General features: G+C 63.2%; 23 protein-coding genes. 9 read left to right on the top strand and 14 right to left on the bottom strand.

Annotation, left to right across the window (positions count from 1 at the left end; all coding sequences use genetic code 11):
• Positions 1–8: 8 nt before the first annotated feature.
• The 7 genes from ACYQ01_RS13895 to ACYQ01_RS13865 all read left to right on the top strand — a co-directional run bounded on the left by ACYQ01_RS13895 (position 9) and on the right by ACYQ01_RS13865 (position 7669).
• Positions 9–1844, top strand: coding sequence for a fumarate reductase flavoprotein subunit (locus tag ACYQ01_RS13895; RefSeq protein WP_459934456.1), 1836 nt, complete (start codon positions 9–11; stop codon positions 1842–1844).
• Positions 1845–1865: 21 nt separating this feature from the next.
• Positions 1866–2624 carry a fumarate reductase iron-sulfur subunit gene (locus tag ACYQ01_RS13890; protein ID WP_459934455.1) on the top strand — a complete coding sequence of 253 codons (759 nt, stop codon included), beginning with the start codon at positions 1866–1868 and terminating at the stop codon, positions 2622–2624.
• Between the two features lie 341 nt (positions 2625–2965).
• A complete protein-coding gene (locus ACYQ01_RS13885) occupies positions 2966–3805 on the top strand; it encodes a fumarate hydratase (protein ID WP_459934454.1) in 840 nt (279 codons plus the stop codon).
• On the top strand, positions 3805–4365 hold the full coding sequence (locus ACYQ01_RS13880) for a Fe-S-containing hydro-lyase (RefSeq protein ID WP_459934453.1): 561 nt from the start codon (positions 3805–3807) through the stop codon (positions 4363–4365). The genes ACYQ01_RS13885 and ACYQ01_RS13880 overlap by 1 nt, the downstream gene beginning before the upstream one ends.
• A 149-nt stretch (positions 4366–4514) precedes the next feature.
• On the top strand, positions 4515–5369 hold the full coding sequence (locus ACYQ01_RS13875) for a sulfide/dihydroorotate dehydrogenase-like FAD/NAD-binding protein (protein ID WP_459934452.1): 855 nt from the start codon (positions 4515–4517) through the stop codon (positions 5367–5369).
• Positions 5347–6795: an NADPH-dependent glutamate synthase gene (gltA, locus tag ACYQ01_RS13870; RefSeq protein ID WP_459934451.1), complete on the top strand. Its 1449-nt coding sequence runs from the start codon at positions 5347–5349 to the stop codon at positions 6793–6795. Before ACYQ01_RS13875 ends, gltA begins: the two co-directional genes overlap by 23 nt.
• Before the next feature lie 124 nt (positions 6796–6919).
• The gene (locus ACYQ01_RS13865; protein ID WP_459934450.1) at positions 6920–7669 is read left to right on the top strand and encodes a hypothetical protein; all 750 of its coding nucleotides are present in this window, start codon (positions 6920–6922) and stop codon (positions 7667–7669) included.
• A 393-nt stretch (positions 7670–8062) separates the two neighbouring features.
• Here ACYQ01_RS13865 and ACYQ01_RS13860 read toward each other — a convergent pair whose 3' ends face one another.
• The 4 genes from ACYQ01_RS13860 to ACYQ01_RS13845 form a co-directional block, all read right to left on the bottom strand.
• Positions 8063–8680 (bottom strand): DNA/RNA non-specific endonuclease, encoded by a 618-nt coding sequence (locus ACYQ01_RS13860; RefSeq protein WP_459934449.1) that lies wholly within the window; start codon positions 8678–8680, stop codon positions 8063–8065.
• 80 nt (positions 8681–8760) lie between these two features.
• Positions 8761–9006: a hypothetical protein gene (locus ACYQ01_RS13855; protein WP_459934448.1), complete on the bottom strand. Its 246-nt coding sequence runs from the start codon at positions 9004–9006 to the stop codon at positions 8761–8763.
• The gene (locus ACYQ01_RS13850) at positions 8996–9241 is read right to left on the bottom strand and encodes a hypothetical protein (protein ID WP_459934447.1); all 246 of its coding nucleotides are present in this window, start codon (positions 9239–9241) and stop codon (positions 8996–8998) included. The genes ACYQ01_RS13855 and ACYQ01_RS13850 overlap by 11 nt, the downstream gene beginning before the upstream one ends.
• A complete protein-coding gene (locus ACYQ01_RS13845; protein WP_459934446.1) occupies positions 9234–9485 on the bottom strand; it encodes a hypothetical protein in 252 nt (83 codons plus the stop codon). The genes ACYQ01_RS13850 and ACYQ01_RS13845 overlap by 8 nt, the downstream gene beginning before the upstream one ends.
• Before the next feature lie 146 nt (positions 9486–9631).
• Here ACYQ01_RS13845 and ACYQ01_RS13840 point away from each other — a divergent pair, with 146 nt between their 5' ends.
• Together ACYQ01_RS13840 and ACYQ01_RS13835 are read left to right on the top strand one after the other, a co-directional pair.
• Positions 9632–9832, top strand: a complete 201-nt coding sequence (locus ACYQ01_RS13840; RefSeq protein WP_459934445.1) for a helix-turn-helix domain-containing protein — start codon at positions 9632–9634, stop codon at positions 9830–9832.
• A gap of 14 nt (positions 9833–9846) precedes the next feature.
• Positions 9847–10170 (top strand): hypothetical protein, encoded by a 324-nt coding sequence (locus ACYQ01_RS13835; protein ID WP_459934444.1) that lies wholly within the window; start codon positions 9847–9849, stop codon positions 10168–10170.
• Positions 10171–10679: 509 nt separating this feature from the next.
• Here ACYQ01_RS13835 and ACYQ01_RS13830 read toward each other — a convergent pair.
• The 10 genes from ACYQ01_RS13830 to ACYQ01_RS13785 form a co-directional block, all read right to left on the bottom strand.
• Complete coding sequence (locus ACYQ01_RS13830; protein WP_459934443.1) at positions 10680–10925, bottom strand: hypothetical protein; 246 nt, start codon at positions 10923–10925, stop codon at positions 10680–10682.
• A 2-nt stretch (positions 10926–10927) separates the two neighbouring features.
• Positions 10928–11377, bottom strand: coding sequence for a DUF5681 domain-containing protein (locus tag ACYQ01_RS13825; protein WP_459934442.1), 450 nt, complete (start codon positions 11375–11377; stop codon positions 10928–10930).
• Positions 11370–11630 carry a hypothetical protein gene (locus tag ACYQ01_RS13820; RefSeq protein ID WP_459934441.1) on the bottom strand — a complete coding sequence of 87 codons (261 nt, stop codon included), beginning with the start codon at positions 11628–11630 and terminating at the stop codon, positions 11370–11372. Before ACYQ01_RS13820 ends, ACYQ01_RS13825 begins: the two co-directional genes overlap by 8 nt.
• Positions 11630–11947: a hypothetical protein gene (locus ACYQ01_RS13815; protein WP_459934440.1), complete on the bottom strand. Its 318-nt coding sequence runs from the start codon at positions 11945–11947 to the stop codon at positions 11630–11632. Before ACYQ01_RS13815 ends, ACYQ01_RS13820 begins: the two co-directional genes overlap by 1 nt.
• Positions 11940–13976 (bottom strand): AAA family ATPase, encoded by a 2037-nt coding sequence (locus tag ACYQ01_RS13810; protein ID WP_459934439.1) that lies wholly within the window; start codon positions 13974–13976, stop codon positions 11940–11942. The genes ACYQ01_RS13815 and ACYQ01_RS13810 overlap by 8 nt, the downstream gene beginning before the upstream one ends.
• The gene (locus ACYQ01_RS13805; protein ID WP_459934438.1) at positions 13973–14221 is read right to left on the bottom strand and encodes a helix-turn-helix domain-containing protein; all 249 of its coding nucleotides are present in this window, start codon (positions 14219–14221) and stop codon (positions 13973–13975) included. Before ACYQ01_RS13805 ends, ACYQ01_RS13810 begins: the two co-directional genes overlap by 4 nt.
• Positions 14221–14403 carry a hypothetical protein gene (locus tag ACYQ01_RS13800; RefSeq protein ID WP_459934437.1) on the bottom strand — a complete coding sequence of 61 codons (183 nt, stop codon included), beginning with the start codon at positions 14401–14403 and terminating at the stop codon, positions 14221–14223. Before ACYQ01_RS13800 ends, ACYQ01_RS13805 begins: the two co-directional genes overlap by 1 nt.
• Before the next feature lie 2 nt (positions 14404–14405).
• Positions 14406–14630 (bottom strand): helix-turn-helix transcriptional regulator, encoded by a 225-nt coding sequence (locus ACYQ01_RS13795; RefSeq protein WP_459934436.1) that lies wholly within the window; start codon positions 14628–14630, stop codon positions 14406–14408.
• Between the two features lie 142 nt (positions 14631–14772).
• Complete coding sequence (locus tag ACYQ01_RS13790) at positions 14773–15393, bottom strand: hypothetical protein (protein WP_459934435.1); 621 nt, start codon at positions 15391–15393, stop codon at positions 14773–14775.
• A gap of 2 nt (positions 15394–15395) precedes the next feature.
• Positions 15396–16619, bottom strand: coding sequence for a tyrosine-type recombinase/integrase (locus ACYQ01_RS13785; RefSeq protein WP_459934434.1), 1224 nt, complete (start codon positions 16617–16619; stop codon positions 15396–15398).
• Positions 16620–16769 lie beyond the last annotated feature (150 nt).

Here is a 16769-nt window from a genome sequence, read left to right as displayed (position 1 = left end):
ACGGGCTCATGCGGATAACGCAAACGGACCTCTTGTGCATCGGCGCGGGCCTGGCCGGCGAGCGCGTGGCCATAGAGGCGGCTGGCCACGGATTTTCGGTGGTGTGTCTTTCCCTGGTTCCGGCCAGGCGGTCGCACTCCTCGGCGGCCCAGGGCGGCATGCAGGCGGCGCTGGGCAACGCGGCCATGGGCGAGGGCGACAGCCCGGACATCCATTTTGCCGACACCGTGAAGGGATCGGACTGGGGCGCCGACCAGGAGGTGGCCCGCATCTTTGTGGACAACGCCCCCGTGGCCATGCGCCAGATGGCCTTCTGGGGCGTGCCCTGGAACCGCGTGGTCCCCGGCGAGCGGACCTATTACAAAGGCGGCAAGCCCTTTACGGCCTACGAAAAGCCGGAGAACGAGGGTCTCATCCACTCGCGCAATTTCGGCGGCACGGCCAAGTGGCGCACCTGCTACACCTCCGACGGCACGGGCCACTGCGTGCTCTACACCCTGGACAACCGGGCCGCCCAGATGGGCGTGGACGTGCGCGACAAGACCGAGGCCGTCGCCCTGATCCACGACGGCCAGGCCTGCATGGGCGCGGTGGTGCGCTGTCTCAAGACCGGGGAACTGAGCGTCTGCCTGGCCCGGGCCACCCTCATCGCCACGGGCGGTTACGGGCGCATCTACCGCGAATCGACCAACGCGGTGATCTGCGACGGCGGGGGCCAGATCCTGGCCCTGGACACCGGCGTGGTGGCGCTCGGCAACATGGAGGCCGTGCAATTCCATCCCACGGGCATCGTGCCCACCGACATCCTGGTGACCGAAGGCTGTCGGGGCGACGGCGGCACCCTGCTCGACGTGAACCTCTACCGCTTCATGCCCGACTACGAGCCGGAAAAGGCCGAACTGGCCTCGCGCGACGTGGTGAGCCGGCGTATGACCCAGCACATGCGCAAAGGCCTGGGCGTGCAAGGCCCCTACGGCGAGCACCTCTGGCTGGACATCCGCCACCTGGGCGCGGACCACATCAACACCAAGCTGCGCGAGGTCAAGGAGATCTGCGAATCGTTCCTGGGCGTCGACCCGGTCACGCAGCTCATTCCCGTGCGGCCCACCCAGCACTACTCCATGGGCGGGGTGCGCACGGACAAAAACGGCGCGGCCTACGGCCTTACGGGCCTGTTCTCCGCCGGCGAGGCCGCCTGCTGGGATCTGCACGGCTTCAACCGCCTGGGCGGCAACTCCCTGGCCGAGACCATCGTGGCCGGCATGCTGGTGGGGGCCAAGGTGGTGGAATACCTTCAGGGAACAGACGCCGTGTTCAAGACGGCCTGCGTGCGCGACGCCCTGGACCGGCAAAAGGCCCGCATCGCCGACCTGACAAACGGCGCGCGCGGGCGTGAAAACGTCTACGCCGTGCGCAACGCCATGTACGACGCCATCATGCGCGGCGCGGGCATCTTCCGCAACGCCGGCGACCTGACACAAGCCGTGAACACCCTGCAAGAGGTGCTGGACCGGGCCCGCAAGGTGGGGCTGGCCAGCGACGGAATCGGGGCCAACCCCGAACTGGCCCTGGCCCTCAAGATCGAAGGCATGGTCAAGCTCAGCCTGTGCGTGGCCAGCGGGGCCCTGGCCCGAACCGAGTCGCGCGGCGCCCACACCCGCGAGGACTTTCCCGACCGCAACGACCGCGACTGGCTCACCCGCACCCTGGCCACCTGGAAGCCCGGCGCGGACCTGCCCACCCTCGACCACGAACCGGCCACCCGCGTCTTCGAGCTGCCGCCCGGCGACCGGGGCTACGGCGAGGGCAAGATCATCCCCATGGAAACCCCGCCCAGGGCCTGAGCCGGGAGACGAGGACCGAACATGCCCAGAACGCTCACGTTCAACATTTTTCGCTACAACCCCCAGGACGCCGGAAGCCTGCCCCGCATGCAGGCCTTCTCCCTGGAGGAGACCGGGGCCATGACCCTGTTCATCGCCTTGAACCGCATCCGCGAAGAGCTCGATCCCGGCCTTCAGTTCGATTTCTGTTGCAGGGCCGGCATCTGCGGGGCCTGCGCCATGGTCATAAACGGACGGCCCGGGCTGGCCTGCAAGACCAAGACCGTGGACCTGCCGGACGCGATCACCCTCATGCCCCTGCCGGTCTTCAAGCTGGTGGGCGACCTCTCGGTGGACACCGGTTCCTGGTTTCGACAAATGTACCAGCGCGTGGAATCCTGGTGCCACACCGACAAGGCCTTTGACCCCGAGGCCCGGGAAGCGCGCATGGACAACGCCCTGGCCGAGCAAATATACGAGCTGGACCGCTGCATCGAGTGCGGCTGCTGCGTGGCCGCCTGCTCCACGGCCCTCATGCGCGAGGACTTTCTGGGGGCCGTGGCCCTGAACCGCATCGCCCGCTTCATGCTCGACCCCCGCGACGAGCGTACCACGGACCAGTACTTCGACGTGGTGGGAACCGACGACGGCATTTTCGGCTGCATGGGCCTGCTGGCCTGCCAGGACGTCTGCCCCAAACACCTGCCCCTGCAGGAGCAACTGGGACGCCTGCGCCGCAAGATGGCCCTGGCCGCGGCGGGGAATCTGTTGCCGAAGTTTCTGAAAAGGATGTTGAAGTAAGAGGGAAAAGAGGGGGAGGAAGTCCGGGGGGAAACTTTTTTTCAAAAAAGTTTCCCCCCGGACCCCCTTTCAAAAAACGTTGTGTGGGCTCGGGGGATAGTAAACGGCACGGGGTGAAGCCGGGCCGAAGCCCGTCGTCTTTGAAAGCGCTCCTGAAAGCCGCAAAGCGGAAACCGAGCGGATTGAAGCGGGACCGCAGCGCAGGCGTTTCAAGAGGCGGGCAAGAAGTCGTTTCTGGAAACAAAACCGTCGATATTTCAAGAAATAGGATTCGTCTCGGGAGAAACCGAGTAAAGCCGGAAGGTCCTCAGGGACCGAAGAGTGTGAAGCAAGGAGGAGCCATGCGAACCATCGCCGCGCAAACGGTCGTCGACGCCGTGGCCAAGATGTGCGTGGACGCCAACCGCGACCTGCCCGAAGACGTGCTGGCGGCTCTCAGAAAGGGGCTGGAAAACGAAACCAGCCCGGCGGCCGTGGAGGTGTTTCGGCAGCTTCTGGAAAATTCCGACCTGTCCAAGGCGACCGGCCTGCCCCTGTGCCAGGACTGCGGCTTGGCTGTTTTCTTTGTGGAGCTGGGCGAAGATGTCAGGGTGGAAAACCCGGGACTGAAGGCCGCCATCACCCGGGGCATGGTCGAAGGTTATGAAAAAGGCTACCTGCGCAAGTCGTCGTGCGACTGGCTGACCCGCAAGAACACCGGAGACAACAGTCCGGCCATCATCCATTTGGATCTGGTTCCGGGCGACACGCTCAAGATTTCGATGATGGCCAAGGGCGGCGGTGCGGAAAACATGTCGCGCGTGGTGATGTTTCCCCCGGCGGCGGGCTGGAAGGGCATTCGCGAATACGTCATCACCCGGGTGGCCGAGTCCGGCCCCAACCCCTGTCCCCCGGTGGTGGTGGGCGTGGGCATCGGCGGCAACTTCGAGCTTTCGGCCATCAACGCGAAAAAGGCCCTGCTCAGGCCCCTGGACGACACCCATCCCGATCCGGAGCTCGCCCGCCTGGAAGTCGAACTTCTGGCCGACATCAACAAGCTGGGCGTCGGTCCCATGGGGCTTGGCGGCAAGACCACCTGCCTGGGCGTGAAGATCCTCGCCGTCCCCTGCCACCTGGCCAGTCTCCCCCTGGCCGTGAACGTGCAGTGTCACAGCTCCCGACACAAGGAGGTGGTGCTCTGATGGCCGTGCACCATTTGCGGACTCCGCTCACCGACGCGGATATCGAAACCCTGCGATCCGGCGACGTGGCGTTCGTCACCGGAACCGTCCACACCGGCCGCGACGCGGCCCACAAGCGCCTGATCGACGCCCTGGACCGGGGGGAAGCCCCGCCCTTCGAGCTCGCGGGCGCGCTCATCTACTACGTGGGACCAAGCCCCGCCCCGCCGGGACGGCCCATCGGCGCGGCCGGTCCCACCACCTCCTACCGCATGGACACCTACGCCCCCCGGCTGCACGCCCTGGGCCTGAAAGGAACCATCGGCAAGGGTCGGCGTTCCCAGGAGGTCAAGGACGCCATGGTCGCGTGCAAGGCCGTCTATTTCGGGGCCACGGGCGGGGCCGGGGCGCTTCTTTCCCAGCGGATCAAGGCCGCCCGGATCATCGCCTACGAGGACCTTGGCCCCGAGGCCATTCGCCAACTCACCGTGGAAGACTTTCCCCTGCTGGTGATCAACGATTGCCATGGGGGGGAACTCTACGCTACCCCGGACCTCGAGGCGGCCCTGGGCAAACCTTGACGCCGCCCGAAAGGGGCGTTTACAGCCTCCCGGGTCTTCTCCAGGCGCTTTCGGACGGACCGGAAGCCCCCGCCGGCCGACGCCGTTTCAACGGCCGCGCGTATCGAGAACAGACGAAAGCCTTCATGAACCCTCAAGGAGCCTCCGACATGCCTTCCAGGATCGTCAAGAAGCGCAGCCTCATCCCGGGGCAGACCAGCGAACTGGTCATCGACGCGCCGCACATCGCGGCCAAGGCCCAGCCGGGCAATTTCATCATCCTGCGCGTGTGTCCCGAAGGGGAGCGCATCCCCCTGACCATCGCCGACACCGACAAGCAGGCCGGCACCATCACCATCGTCTTTCTCGTGCTCGGCAAGACCACCGCGCACCTGAACACCCTCAACGAGGGAGACGAAATCCTCGACCTGTGCGGCCCCCTGGGCAAACCCACCGCGATACACAAGGTCTCCGGCCCCGTGATCTGCGTGGGCGGCGGAACGGGTATCGCGGCCATGCACCACATCGCCAAGGGCCACCACCAGGCCGGCAACCACGTGGTGGCCGTTATCGGCGCGCGCACCAAGGACCTGCTGCTCTTCGAAGACGAACTTCGGCGTTTCTGCCCCGAAATGCTCATCACCACCAACGACGGATCCTACGGCCGCCAGGGCATGGTCACCGAAGTGCTGGTGGAACGGCTTGAATCCGACAAGACCGTGGCCGAGGTGATAGCCATCGGCCCCGTGCCCATGATGGCCGCCGTGGCCAAGGCCACCAAACCCTTCGGCGTCAAGACCACCGTAAGCTTAAATTCGATCATGGTGGACGGCATCGGCATGTGCGGCGCCTGCCGGGTGAGCGTGGGCGGAAAGACCAAGTTCACCTGCGTGGACGGCCCCGAGTTCGACGGCCAGCAGGTCGATTTCGCCGAGCTGACCCAGCGTCTTTCGTCCTTCAAGGAACAGGAACGCATTTCCTACGAGGAGTTCAAGAAAAGCCATGTGTGCAACTGTACCCGCTGAACCGAAGAAGGGGGCCAAGACGCCCCGCACGCCCATGCCCGAACAGGACCCCTCGGTCCGGGTGACCAACTTCAGCGAAGTCGCCCTGGGCTACACTCCCGAAATGGCCGCCGCCGAGGCCGCGCGGTGCATTCAGTGCAAGAAGCCCGGCTGCGTCAAGGGCTGCCCGGTGGAGATCAACATTCCCGGCTTCATCGCCAAGGTCAAAGCCGGGGACCTGGACGGCGCCTACAAGGTCATCAAGGGAACCAACGCCCTGCCCGCGGTGTGCGGACGGGTCTGCCCCCAGGAAAACCAGTGCGAAGGCTCGTGCATTCTGGGCAAGAAGGGCGAACCCGTGGCCATCGGCCGGCTGGAGCGTTTCGTGGCCGACACCTTCATGGCCAAGGACGCCTGTGAACAGCTCACCGGCGACGAGGCCTGCCACCTGCAACGCGAAGGCCTGAAAGTGGCCTGCATCGGCTCCGGGCCGTCGAGCCTGACCGTGGCCGGCTACCTGTCGTCGCTGGGCGTCAAGGTGCACGTGTACGAAGCCCTGCACGAACTGGGCGGGGTGCTGGTCTACGGCATTCCCGAATTCCGGCTGCCCAAGGCCATCGTGCGCAAGGAAATCCAAGCCATGTCCGCCCAGGGCGTGGAATTCTTCCCCAACTGGGTGGGCGGCAAGACCATCACCGTGCCCGAACTGCTGGAAAAGGGCTATAACGCCGTGTTCATCGGCGTGGGCGCGGGGCTTCCCACCTTCCTGAACGTGCCCGGGGAAAACCTGATCGGCGTGTTCTCGGCCAACGAGTTTCTCACCCGCGTGAACCTGGGCCGGGCCTACAACTTCCCCAAGACCGACACCCCGGCCTTCATCGGCAAGCATGTGGCCGTGTTCGGCGCGGGCAACGTGGCCCTGGACTCGGCCCGCACTGCCAAGCGCATGGGCGCGGAAAAGGTTTCCATCGTCTACCGCCGCACCGAAAAAGAGATGCCCGCCCGGCTCGAAGAGCTGCACCACGCCAAGGAGGAAGGCATCGAACTGCTCTGCCTGAACGCCCCCATCGCCTTCCACGGCGACGAAAACGGACGCCTGAAGAGCATGTCGCTCCAGCGCATGGAGCTCGGCGAACCGGACGAATCCGGCCGCTGCCGGCCCATCGCCTGCGAAGGCGACACTTGCACCCTGGATGTCGACATGGCCATCGTGGCCGTGGGCACCAGCGCCAACCCCCTCATCACCCAGACCACACCGGGCCTGGAAAAGACCAAGAGGGGCTACGTGGTGGCCAACGAGGAAACCGGCGAAACCAGCCTGCCCGGCGTCTTTGCCGGCGGCGACATCGTCACCGGCGCGGCCACGGTCATCTCGGCCATGGGAGCGGGACGCAAGGCCGCCAAGGAAATCGCCAAGCGCCTGCTGGGCGAGGCCGCGGTCCAGTAACGCACCGATCCGCCGACTCGATCTGACGACACACGGGGCGGTCCTTCCCAAGAGGGCCGCCCCTGTTTTTCCCCGCGCGTCCCCTTCCCGTTGCCTCGCGCCAGGCCTTGCGCTACGCCAGACCATGCTCGCCGAACTGGTCGAATACCTGCTCACCCCCTGTTCCGGCCAGGCCAGAAGGCTCGGCTACATGAGCCAAGCCGTGGGGCTTCGCGCCCGCCACCGCCGGCTGCGCGCAGCCTGGCGCGAACACCTGGAGCGAACCAGGGCCTTCATCCTGGAAGCCGCGGCCCAGGCCGATCCGTCCGGCCCGGCCCTGGTGCTGGGTTCCGGGGCGCTTCTGGACATCCCCTTTCGCGCGCTGTGTCAGCGCTTTCCTTGCGTGGTGCTGGCCGACATGGCCCATCCCTGGCCGGCCCGATTGGCCGTCTGGAGGGCGAAAAACGCCCGTCTGGTCCCTGTCGACCTGACCGGTTGCCTGCCCGAAGTCCTGGCCGGACGCCTGCCCGAACCCAGGGCGCTCGACCTCTTCGCGGACCTGCGCCCGGCCTTCACCGTATCGGCCAACCTCCTCTCCCAATTGGCGTTTCTGCCCGTGGCCAGACTCCAACACAGCGGACGCCACCAGCCCGAAGCCCTGAAAGCCTTTGCCCGAGGCCTGCGCCGGGAGCACCTGGAATGGCTTCGTCGCCTGCCCGGGACGCGCTGCCTGGTCACGGACCAGGAAAGCCGGCTGGGCGAAAGCATCCTCCCCCTGGTCGAAACCGCCGCTCTCGGCCCGCCGGCCGCCCGTTGGACATGGAATTTCGCCCCCCGGCCGGAAGTGAGCCGCCACGCCGACGAAGTGCGCCAGGTCGGAGCCTACCTGCTGTAGGGCTTCGCCCCACTCGCCCGGAGGGGACCCGCCCGTCGGCTTGGCCGTTTCGCCGCCCCGGTATTTTCCCTTTCTTCCCACATAAGGCCATATGGGTGGCGTTTCGCCTTTTCCTGAAGATAATCAGCCTTCGACTCTGCGTGAGAAGGAGGCTTCATGGCTCAGTCATCGGCCAAACAGTCGCGCGTCACCCAGGCGGTCATCGCCTTTGACGGCGGGCTCAACCGGGCCGACATGTTTGTTTTTTCATATTGAAATAAAACGATAATATTCATCTACTCAAACCACATGCCCCCAATAATGCCCCCAAGATTGCGCGGTACCCCTTTCAGAAGTCCAAAGGGGCACCAATGAAAAAGCCGCCCCGGAAGGCGGCCTTGACTGCCAAAGGGTCTATCTTCCCCCTCCCTGAAAGACCCTTTCGCGCATGTCTCCGTCGATTGCCGTTTCAAGTTGCTCCTCCATGTTCGGAGCAAGCCCCTTGAAAAAGTTGAGCCCGGTCTTTCCTTCAATGGCACGGATCGTTACGGCGTCTTCCCTGGACAAGCCCCGCCTTGGGGTCTCCTGCGGGAAAAAGAAGGCGATGGCCCTGGTATTGGTCGGATAGCCCGTTACGATGATCTTCCAATAGCCTGACGGCACCTTGTGAGGCGTTGTGGTCCTTGGCAACGGAGGCTGTTCATTCTCGTATGTGGTGCCGGTCATCACGAAGACTTCGCCAGCCTGGGCAAACTGTTTTTCTGCATCTTCCAGTTGCTCCCACGCCCCCATATTCAAGCTACCCTGCTGAGGGGTTATGTTCGAGAGGTAGTTCGTCTTGTACCATGAGTCAGTCCCTTTGAAGTCCGCCAGGGGGGCTTGGTGGCCGCGTTGATACCCTTTTTCGGACAGGCCGGCATAGTCTGCTGGTCGCGTCAAAGACAGCCTTCCTCGCGGCCTCCAGGCTCGGGGGCGCAAGCGACCTCCAGGGGCAAGGGGGCAGGCTGTGTTCTGGTCAAGGCCGTTCCCCACAAGAAAGGGCCAGCCTCGATTGAGACTGGCCCCGTGTGTGTTGTTGGCGGGCCGCCCATTGGCAACCCGCCAGATTGCGTCTAAATCTCCCAGCTTACGTCAGGGTGGCCAAGAATGACTTCCGCGCGTTCAACCAGGGCTCCCAGAACCTCCCCGGCGTGCTTGCCGTCCACCTCGGGGCAGGACTTTCCCCCATCGAGACACATGGCGAAAGCATAGATCGGCTTAAGAGCGCTTTTGACGGCATCGCGTTGATTGAGGTCGCGCCAATGGTCGGGAACGGGCAAGGACTCCTTGTGGCCGCATTCAGGCGGGTTACTGGCCATGCGACACCTCCCCGCCGGGCTCCTCATGCGTTTCGCCAACTCCTTCGAGCATCAGCGTAGCTCGCTCGTGCAGGGCCAGCACGACTTTGCCGGCGTCCGTCAGGAGGTCACTGGTTGCGTTGATCATGGGCATTTCCTGCAGGATGAGACCAAAGGATTCGAACGGTTCCAGGGCTTGCCTGATCCTGGCCGCTTCACCGATCTCCCAGGACGCATAGGCGATGCGCTTACCCATGGCGCACCTCGCCAGTCGCGGAACCCAGTACGTCAGCGGCAGGCCAAAGCAAATTCTCGCAATATTCGAGGATGTGTCCAACGCCTTCAAGCTCAACCTCCGAGAACGGCGGTTCGCCGCTGATCGAATCCGGCCGAAAGGCCCTGGCCAGGAACCGCATGATCTCTTGAACCTGCCCAACCCCCTTGGAAGCCAGGGCGCGGTTGTCTTCCTCGGTCTTTGCCGCTACCGATTTGTCAGCCATGATGCACCTCCCGTGTGCGTCTGGTCAGGCCCTGGCGGGTGTTGGCGCACCCGTCAGGGCCGTTTGCTTATCTCCGTTGACTCGATATATCGAGCATAGGCACGTTCACCAAGGTGTGTCAATAAATCGAGCCAGAGGAGGACAGCATGATTCAGGGGAAGGTCAAACAGACCATGGACGCGAAGGGGTTTTCCATCAGGGACTTGAACAAGGCGACGGGATTATCAACCAACACCATTCACCGGGCCAGGGGGGAGCAGTTCACGAAATGCACGCTCGAAACCCTGGCGGTCATCGCCGGGGCGCTGGGGGTGACGACGAAAGACCTCTATGATGAAACTCAATGAACTGGGGAAGGGCGATGGACGACCACCAAAGCACGTCCTGGCGGATCATGGCCGACTACGGTTGCGGTCTTTGGGATGACCAAGGATGGGGAACGGGGCCGGATAACGCGGAAATCAATGCCCCTGAGGGCTATGTAAAACGCTTTGACGAATGGCTTGATCGCTATGCAATTGAAGAAGAGGGTCTTGACCTGGATAGTTTCAATGAAGAAGGGCGCGCATTGGCCGTCGAATTGAAGACCTTGGTCGGGCCTGCCGTCAAGGTCACATACGTCTACGAGAAACCAACAGATGCCACTTACACCGGCCCTGATGAAGAAGAGATTGTTAACCCATGAGGAGTTGTCAGAAGCCGCCAGTATGGATATTTCAGCCCTGTCAGGCGCATCTCCCTGGCTAATAGAGGGCCAGACATGATCTCTGCCCTGGCGTTTTCGGAAGGCCCCGGCTTCGGCTGGGGCCTTTCTGTTGCTGGCGGATGGGCGGGACATCAACAAAAGAAAAACCCCGGAAGGTCAGAGGTCCGGGGGGCTCCAATTGCCCAAGGAGCTAACCTTCCGAGGCAGAGGGATAGTATTCATCGAACAGGATGTAGGCAATCCCTTGGACGAAGCAGCTTCCAGTTCAGAATAGCCCCTGTTCCGCCGTGCGGCCCAAGTCGTTTCCGACACCACCTGGTCACGGGCTTCAAAGAACATGCTCGGGCTGGCGGATGGCTGGGAACATTCCGGGCCCACCCCCTTCCCAAACAGGAACAGCCGCGCTGAAGGACATGTCCGGCCCTCTATTAGCCGGGGTTCTTCGTGCGCGGCTGCAATCTGGAAAATGCTGGGAACCCTGCCCGGAGTCAAGGGGCGTGCTCGGGCTGGGCATCCTTTTCCCTGGAAATAATCACCACGCGCTCTCGGGTCCCTGAAACCATACGGTTCACGAAGTCGGTATCATTTTCGCCTTGCTCACGGTCGAAAACCTGCCCGTTGGCGACCGCCCTCTGGCAGTCCCGGCCAGAGTGCACAATCACCACGCGGGGAATGGCGTCCGCGACATCAACCTTGCTTTCAAGGCGCGCAAGACGTTTTTCTATGCTGCTCATGCCTACTTCTCCTTTGCTTCCAGTGCCGAAAGCCTCTGTTCAATTTCGGTCGTCTCGATGGCTCGCCTATGGTGCTCCACCAGCCCGGCCAGGGTTTGGCCCTCGCTCGGGGTGATGGTCCCTTCAGCCACGGCCTCAAGGATCGCGCCCGTGGCTTTGGGCAGGTCCGCCGTGGTTTCGATCCTGGGCAACCCGGCCAAAGTCACGGGGGAATCCTTCCTGGGCGGGCACAGGCGGTCCAGCATGGCCCTCAACACCGGGCCATCCCCCCCAAGGGCAAGCTCCATCGCCTTTTCCACCAGGGCCTCGGCTTGCCCGTCGATCAGGGCTTGAGCCAACAGCGTGGACTTGTTCCGGCTTCCCTTGGGCCTTCCCGCCGGGTTTCCGGACTGTCCAGGACGCCAGGCGGAAGCTGGCGGCTTACGTGCTGTTTTCAGTGATTTTTCAGACATTGCTATTCCCCTCGGCATTGGCCACGAGTCTCGCCACGGTTGCCCAAGCGAGCCAGGCGGCTTCGAGAATCCCATATTCACACATCCACTGCTCGCGCACTTTGTCAGGCACACAGGACAGTGTGGTGAAAGCCTCATGCGCTTCGCGGTCGAACTCGTCCCCCAGGCCCGTATAGGTTGCCAGCCGTAGGATTTGCTCCAGGGTGTGGCAGGCGAAAGACGCCATGTCGTGCTGCTTCTCTTCCCAAGGCATTAGACCACCTCCAGAGGGTAGCAGGAGCAGAGGAAACAGGCCTGAAGGTCCAGAGCCACCCCGGAGGGACATGCTTTCGGGAGGTACAAGCCCTTCCAGCAGGGCAGCACGTAAAACCCGTGCCTGACGTGGGCGCTTTCCGCACGTTCGAGAAAATCTCGCGCGTCCATGGGGAGCAGCATGGGCACGGCCGTTGGCCAGTCCCACGCATCGCGGGCGGAGTCCCACATGAGGAGTGTATTGCGTGTCCAGGGAGGCTCGGCCAGGAGGAATCGGTTCCCTCGGGGAGTTCTCCATGGGGTGAAGAGACTATCCATGGCTCACATCCCTGAAGGGGTTTTCCACCTCCTCGGCCGGGACAGGGACACGGGACATGGGACACCCCTTGTAGGGGTGTGTCCCGGATGTCCCGGTAGTGTCCGACGGGACATTTCCTAAATGTCCCGGACATGTCCCGGATGTCCCGGTAGTAGAGGCCTCCCAGAGCGATTCAACCTCTCTAACCAAGCCGGCATCTGTCAGCTCACGTCGGGCACGAAGGAAAGCCTTCCTCCGAGCATCGGGCTTTTTGTCGGACATTCCGCCTGCATAGGTGGCCGCCCGCCATATATCTTCAGCGACAGGACCGCCCTCGACCTCGCAAGCTGCAACCAACGCATCAAGGGCCACCTGTTGGGCTTTGGGCAGCGCAGTGGATTGGGCCAAGGTGGCTAAACGCAGCACGCAAGAGGTGATTTCCCGCAAGGTCTCCGGGTCCGTCCAGCCCGTGCCGATTTCACCGGGCTCGAAGGCCATGTCCTGCGGGGGCTCGCAGTCCTTGCTCTTCGTGCAAGACAGCACGCGAACCTCACCCCGGGCCGCGAGGCGATATTCAAAGTCCAGGGCCGCCCGGAGCACACTCGAACCCCGAGAGCGGTCCTTGTTGGCGAGGCCGGAATGATGCACCACCAGGATCGCGCAACCGAAGCGGGCCTTCAGGGCGTCCAGGGCCGCCACGAAAGCGGTCATATCCTGGGAGCTATTTTCATCGCCCGCGCCGAAGTTGCGGTTCAAAGTGTCGATGGTCACAAGCCGGGGCTGGCCGTGCTGCTCCGCAAGTTTCGCCACCGCGCCCACCACGTCCGCCACGCCGTCGGCGTCCAGAAGCTGCGCCGGGGCGCTGGAAACGAAAAACGAGGTGGTGGCCGGGTCCACGCCGTGGGCCACGGTCCAGGCCCGTATGCGCTTGGCCAGGCCGTGGAACCCTTCGCCGGCCAAATAGAAGACCGGGCCGGGGTTCGGAACGGCGTGGCCGTGCCAGGGCGTCCCCGAGGCAATGCAAAGCCCCTGGTCAATGGCCAGGAAGCTCTTCATGCTTCCGGCCTCGCCGAACAAAACCGAGAGGCTTTCCGCCTCCAGGTAGTCGCGGATGAGCCAGCGCGTGGGCCTGGGAACGGCCAGAATCTCGTCAAGGGGCAAAAACCGGAAGGCTCGCGCTTGAGCCGCCGCCTGGTCCCCTGAGGGCTTCCACTCCTGAGCCGCCTTTGCCAAGTCCACCAGGGCCTCGCGCGTTCCCCCGGCCCCCAGCCAGTCGGAAACGTCGCCTTTAGGCGGGAGGCCGGGCAAGTCGAGAACCTTGACCGCCTCGGCAATTCCATGAAGCTGCGCGGCCACGTCCTGGGCGTGCTTTCGTCCAGGCTCGTCATTGTCGGGAAGGATGACCACAACCTTGCCCTGAAAGTGACTGTTGTACTCGGGCCGCCACTTGCCCGCGCCCATCGCGTTGCATGTGGCCGTGAGCCCTAGTTTTTCAATGGCATGTACGTCTTTTTCGCCTTCAGGGACGTAGACGGTGCCTGCAATCAACACCTCCGGCAGTCGGTAAGGCACAAGGTCGATTCCCTTGACGCTGGGAATCCAGCCACCTTGGCCGTCTGGTCTACGCTGCGTGAAGGTCTTGGGTTCCCACCGGGTCACCTGGAAGACAAGTTGACCGTCCGCCCCTAAATAGTCGTAAGCCGCCACCACGCGCTTGCGCGCCTGCTCCCTTGTCCCGGACGGAGCCGCGCCGCCCCCAGGATCAAGGCCAAGCTCCCGCGCCAGCTTGCGGGCGGCTTCTCCCTGCTTGAGCCCCTGAAGGGCCGCATACAGGCTTACAGGGTCATTCCATCGCGCTTCCCCCGCGAAGTCCCCACCCACGCACGTGGCCAAGTTCGTGGAGCACGAGCTACCGGGTTCGCCTCCGATGGAGCCGCAAACCCACTCGCCCCCCTCGCGCTTGCCGCCGGGCAACCACCGCTCCAACAGAGCGGGCAGGTTCGCCAAGGCCGCCGCGTTGATGCGGGCGAAGTCGATGCGACCGTTCATCTCGTCCCTTCCCCCTGGCGCAAGATGTACCGGGCCACGCGGTGCGGCCTGCCCTCGGGCGTGAGGTCCGTTGTCCAGACGGTGACGATGCTATGCCCCCGGCGGCGAAGCTCCATGACGCGCGCGGCGGGGTGCAGCACGTCCAGCTTGCTCCGGGCCTCCAAGGTGGTCAGGCTTTCACGGCGCAAGGCGTCCAGAAGGCGGGCGCGCTGGACTGAAGCGGTGTTGTTGTCGTGTTCCGGCATCAGGCCACCCCCAGGTGAAGGGTGTGAGCCAGGAAATCCGCCAGGACGGCGGGAGCACATTCGCAGGCGGCCAGAGGAACGAGAAACGCCTTGACGGCGCGGGTCTGGTTGGCGAGAAAAGGGGTGTCCGGTCCCATTTCCCGCAACCCCCGGCCCATGTGGTTGGGGGTTTTGCGTTTCATGGCTACGCGCTCCGCCGTCCGGCGACGATCTCTTCCACGATGGCGTCGATTTGCGATTCGGGCCAGGCCACGGCGCGCGCCCCCAGCTTCACAGGACGCGGAAACACCCCCTGACGGACTAAATCAAGGAAGCGGCTACGCTTGTAGGGAATGCGTTCGAGAACGGCTGGGAGGCGAAGAAGGCGTTCAGGTCGAGAGGCGGAAGGCGCAAGATTCTGCGTGTGCATCTGGACATTCTCCAAGATTGGGAGTGGCCGCCCTCCAGAGGGCGAATGTCCAGTTGATGCCGAAAAACGCCAGTGTACGCACAAGGGAAAGTTTGGTGTATTTTTTGATCAAACTTTTCCATGCCTAAAACCCGCATGGTTGCTAGGTTTTCAACTCCCTAATGATTTTTCCAAGGTTTTCCCTGCCAGCGCGGGAAGGGTCTATTTGCTCAATAAGGGCAACGCTGATTTCAAGAAAATCGCCCTTAGATTCGCCAGATACCCGGTCAACGTAACACCCCAGCCCCGAACCTCCGGCTTCGCGGTAAAAGACGTGCAGGCTTTCGAGGAACCCTTGCAGCGCGAAACCACGCAGAGGGCCGGTCTTCGCCTTCTTACTGATAGCCGGGCGAACGTTCATGCGGAAGTGTCGAAGATAGTCGCTTACGATATCATGCGATGGAAGCCCGCAGTGTCGGGGAAGTAACCATGCGACTGACCGCAGCACTAGAAGATCATTCCTTTTCTCTTGTAGCCGGTTGGCTTGCAGAATCTCAATAAGAAGCTGTGCTGCTTTGTCAGCCTCTCTTAGTTTGGCCTTGATTACCCTGGATGGCGCGGTCTCTTCTGCCTCCTTCGCGGCAAGATACTTTGCCGCCAACCACCGAATACTTTCCTTGCTCTTATCCGAAAAGCTCAACTGCGTGACCAGAAGAACCCTGTCGAAGTCGATGGTTGGTAAGCTGTCCTCGGTAATGACATAGGGATTGCATCGAGTGAACATATCTACGCCTCCCGGTGCAACGGCACCACCTTTCCTCCGGCCTTGAGCGCGTCCAAGTAGTCCGCCCATGCTTGCATCATCTTCCGGCGCTCGGGCAGATATTGCGCCCGGTCATAGGCCCGCGACACGCTGTTTCCGGTCACATGGGCCAACTGCGTTTCGATCAGGTGGTGCGGAAAGCCACACTCCCGAAGCAGCGTTGACGCCGTGGAACGGAAGCCGTGCGCGGTCATCTCGTCTTTGGTGTAGCCCAGACGACGCAAAGCGGCGGCCAAGGTCATCTTGCTCATTGCCCTGCCCGGCGTCTGATAGCTCGGGAACACAAACCGCCCTTCGCCGGTTATGGGCCGTAGTTCCTCCAGGATGACCAGCACTTGCCGGGACAAGGGCACGACGTGAGGCAAGCGCCGTTTCATCTTCTCGGCAGGTATGCGCCACTCTGCGGCTTCCAGGTCGAATTCCGCCCACTCAGCGCGGCGCAGCTCACCTGGACGCGTGAAGCAGCAGGCGGCCATTTGCAAAGCGGCCCGCGTCAAAGGGCCGTCATATCCTTCTATGGCCCGCAACAGGCCCGCCACGCCTTTCGGGTCGGTAATGGCGGCCCGATGCTGCACGACGTGCGGCGACAAGACCTTCTCCAGGCCCGCCGCCGCGTTCAACGTGGCCCGGCCCTCGGCAATGGCGTAGGCGAACACCGCTTCACAGTATTGGCGCAGGCGCTTTGCCGTATCGTTGCGGCCAAGCCCTTCGAGCACGCGAAGGGGGGCGAGAATGTCCGGCGCGCGAAGGTCCGTAATCGGAGCGGCCCCAAAAGCCGGGAACAGGTAGCGCTCCAGCCGGCGAATAATCTTGTCGGCATGGGGCTTCGTCCAGACGGCGACTTGCCGGGCGTGCCAGTCGCGGGCCACCACCTCGAAGGTCGCAACGGCCTTCTCGGCTTCGGCCTTGTCCTGCTTGCGCTTCTCGCTAGGGTCCACGCCTTCGGCCACCAGGGCGCGGGCGTCGTCCCGATGCTGGCGGGCCTGCTTCAAACTCACGTCTGGCCACAAGCCGAAGACCAGCCGCTTTTCCTGCCCGCCGAAGCGATACTTCATCCGCCAGGACTTGCCGCCCGAAGGCAATACTTCCAGGTACAGGCCGCCGCCATCGGACAGCTTGAAAGCCTTCTCCTTGGGCTTGGCGTTGCGGACTGCGGCGTCCGTCAGGGGAAGAATCTTTTTCGGCACGGGGGCACCTCCACACACAAAGGGGGCATCTTTTTAGGGGCACTGCCGAAAGCAGCACTTTATGCCCCTACGAATGCCCCCAAACTTGGCGGAAGTCAACGGACAAAACTGCCCCTTGCTGGACTATCTTTTTGGCCTATTCCTTGTAAT

It is taken from the genome of Fundidesulfovibrio butyratiphilus, from assembly GCF_054657235.1.
This window is presented reverse-complemented; position numbering and strand designations above follow the sequence as displayed.

Bases quoted from the DNA above. Each gene is read 5' to 3' on its own strand.
- ACYQ01_RS13895 (WP_459934456.1), top strand. From the start codon at position 9: ATGCGGATAACGCAAACGGACCTCTTGTGCATCGGCGCGGGCCTGGCC.
- ACYQ01_RS13890 (WP_459934455.1), top strand. From the start codon at position 1,866: ATGCCCAGAACGCTCACGTTCAACATTTTTCGCTACAACCCCCAGGAC.
- ACYQ01_RS13885 (WP_459934454.1), top strand. From the start codon at position 2,966: ATGCGAACCATCGCCGCGCAAACGGTCGTCGACGCCGTGGCCAAGATG.
- ACYQ01_RS13880 (WP_459934453.1), top strand. From the start codon at position 3,805: ATGGCCGTGCACCATTTGCGGACTCCGCTCACCGACGCGGATATCGAA.
- ACYQ01_RS13875 (WP_459934452.1), top strand. From the start codon at position 4,515: ATGCCTTCCAGGATCGTCAAGAAGCGCAGCCTCATCCCGGGGCAGACC.
- gltA (WP_459934451.1), top strand. From the start codon at position 5,347: ATGTGTGCAACTGTACCCGCTGAACCGAAGAAGGGGGCCAAGACGCCC.
- ACYQ01_RS13865 (WP_459934450.1), top strand. From the start codon at position 6,920: ATGCTCGCCGAACTGGTCGAATACCTGCTCACCCCCTGTTCCGGCCAG.
- ACYQ01_RS13855 (WP_459934448.1), bottom strand. From the start codon at position 9,006: ATGGCCAGTAACCCGCCTGAATGCGGCCACAAGGAGTCCTTGCCCGTT.
- ACYQ01_RS13850 (WP_459934447.1), bottom strand. From the start codon at position 9,241: ATGGGTAAGCGCATCGCCTATGCGTCCTGGGAGATCGGTGAAGCGGCC.
- ACYQ01_RS13845 (WP_459934446.1), bottom strand. From the start codon at position 9,485: ATGGCTGACAAATCGGTAGCGGCAAAGACCGAGGAAGACAACCGCGCC.
- ACYQ01_RS13840 (WP_459934445.1), top strand. From the start codon at position 9,632: ATGATTCAGGGGAAGGTCAAACAGACCATGGACGCGAAGGGGTTTTCC.
- ACYQ01_RS13835 (WP_459934444.1), top strand. From the start codon at position 9,847: ATGGACGACCACCAAAGCACGTCCTGGCGGATCATGGCCGACTACGGT.
- ACYQ01_RS13830 (WP_459934443.1), bottom strand. From the start codon at position 10,925: ATGAGCAGCATAGAAAAACGTCTTGCGCGCCTTGAAAGCAAGGTTGAT.
- ACYQ01_RS13825 (WP_459934442.1), bottom strand. From the start codon at position 11,377: ATGTCTGAAAAATCACTGAAAACAGCACGTAAGCCGCCAGCTTCCGCC.
- ACYQ01_RS13820 (WP_459934441.1), bottom strand. From the start codon at position 11,630: ATGCCTTGGGAAGAGAAGCAGCACGACATGGCGTCTTTCGCCTGCCAC.
- ACYQ01_RS13815 (WP_459934440.1), bottom strand. From the start codon at position 11,947: ATGGATAGTCTCTTCACCCCATGGAGAACTCCCCGAGGGAACCGATTC.
- ACYQ01_RS13810 (WP_459934439.1), bottom strand. From the start codon at position 13,976: ATGAACGGTCGCATCGACTTCGCCCGCATCAACGCGGCGGCCTTGGCG.
- ACYQ01_RS13805 (WP_459934438.1), bottom strand. From the start codon at position 14,221: ATGCCGGAACACGACAACAACACCGCTTCAGTCCAGCGCGCCCGCCTT.
- ACYQ01_RS13800 (WP_459934437.1), bottom strand. From the start codon at position 14,403: ATGAAACGCAAAACCCCCAACCACATGGGCCGGGGGTTGCGGGAAATG.
- ACYQ01_RS13795 (WP_459934436.1), bottom strand. From the start codon at position 14,630: ATGCACACGCAGAATCTTGCGCCTTCCGCCTCTCGACCTGAACGCCTT.
- ACYQ01_RS13790 (WP_459934435.1), bottom strand. From the start codon at position 15,393: ATGTTCACTCGATGCAATCCCTATGTCATTACCGAGGACAGCTTACCA.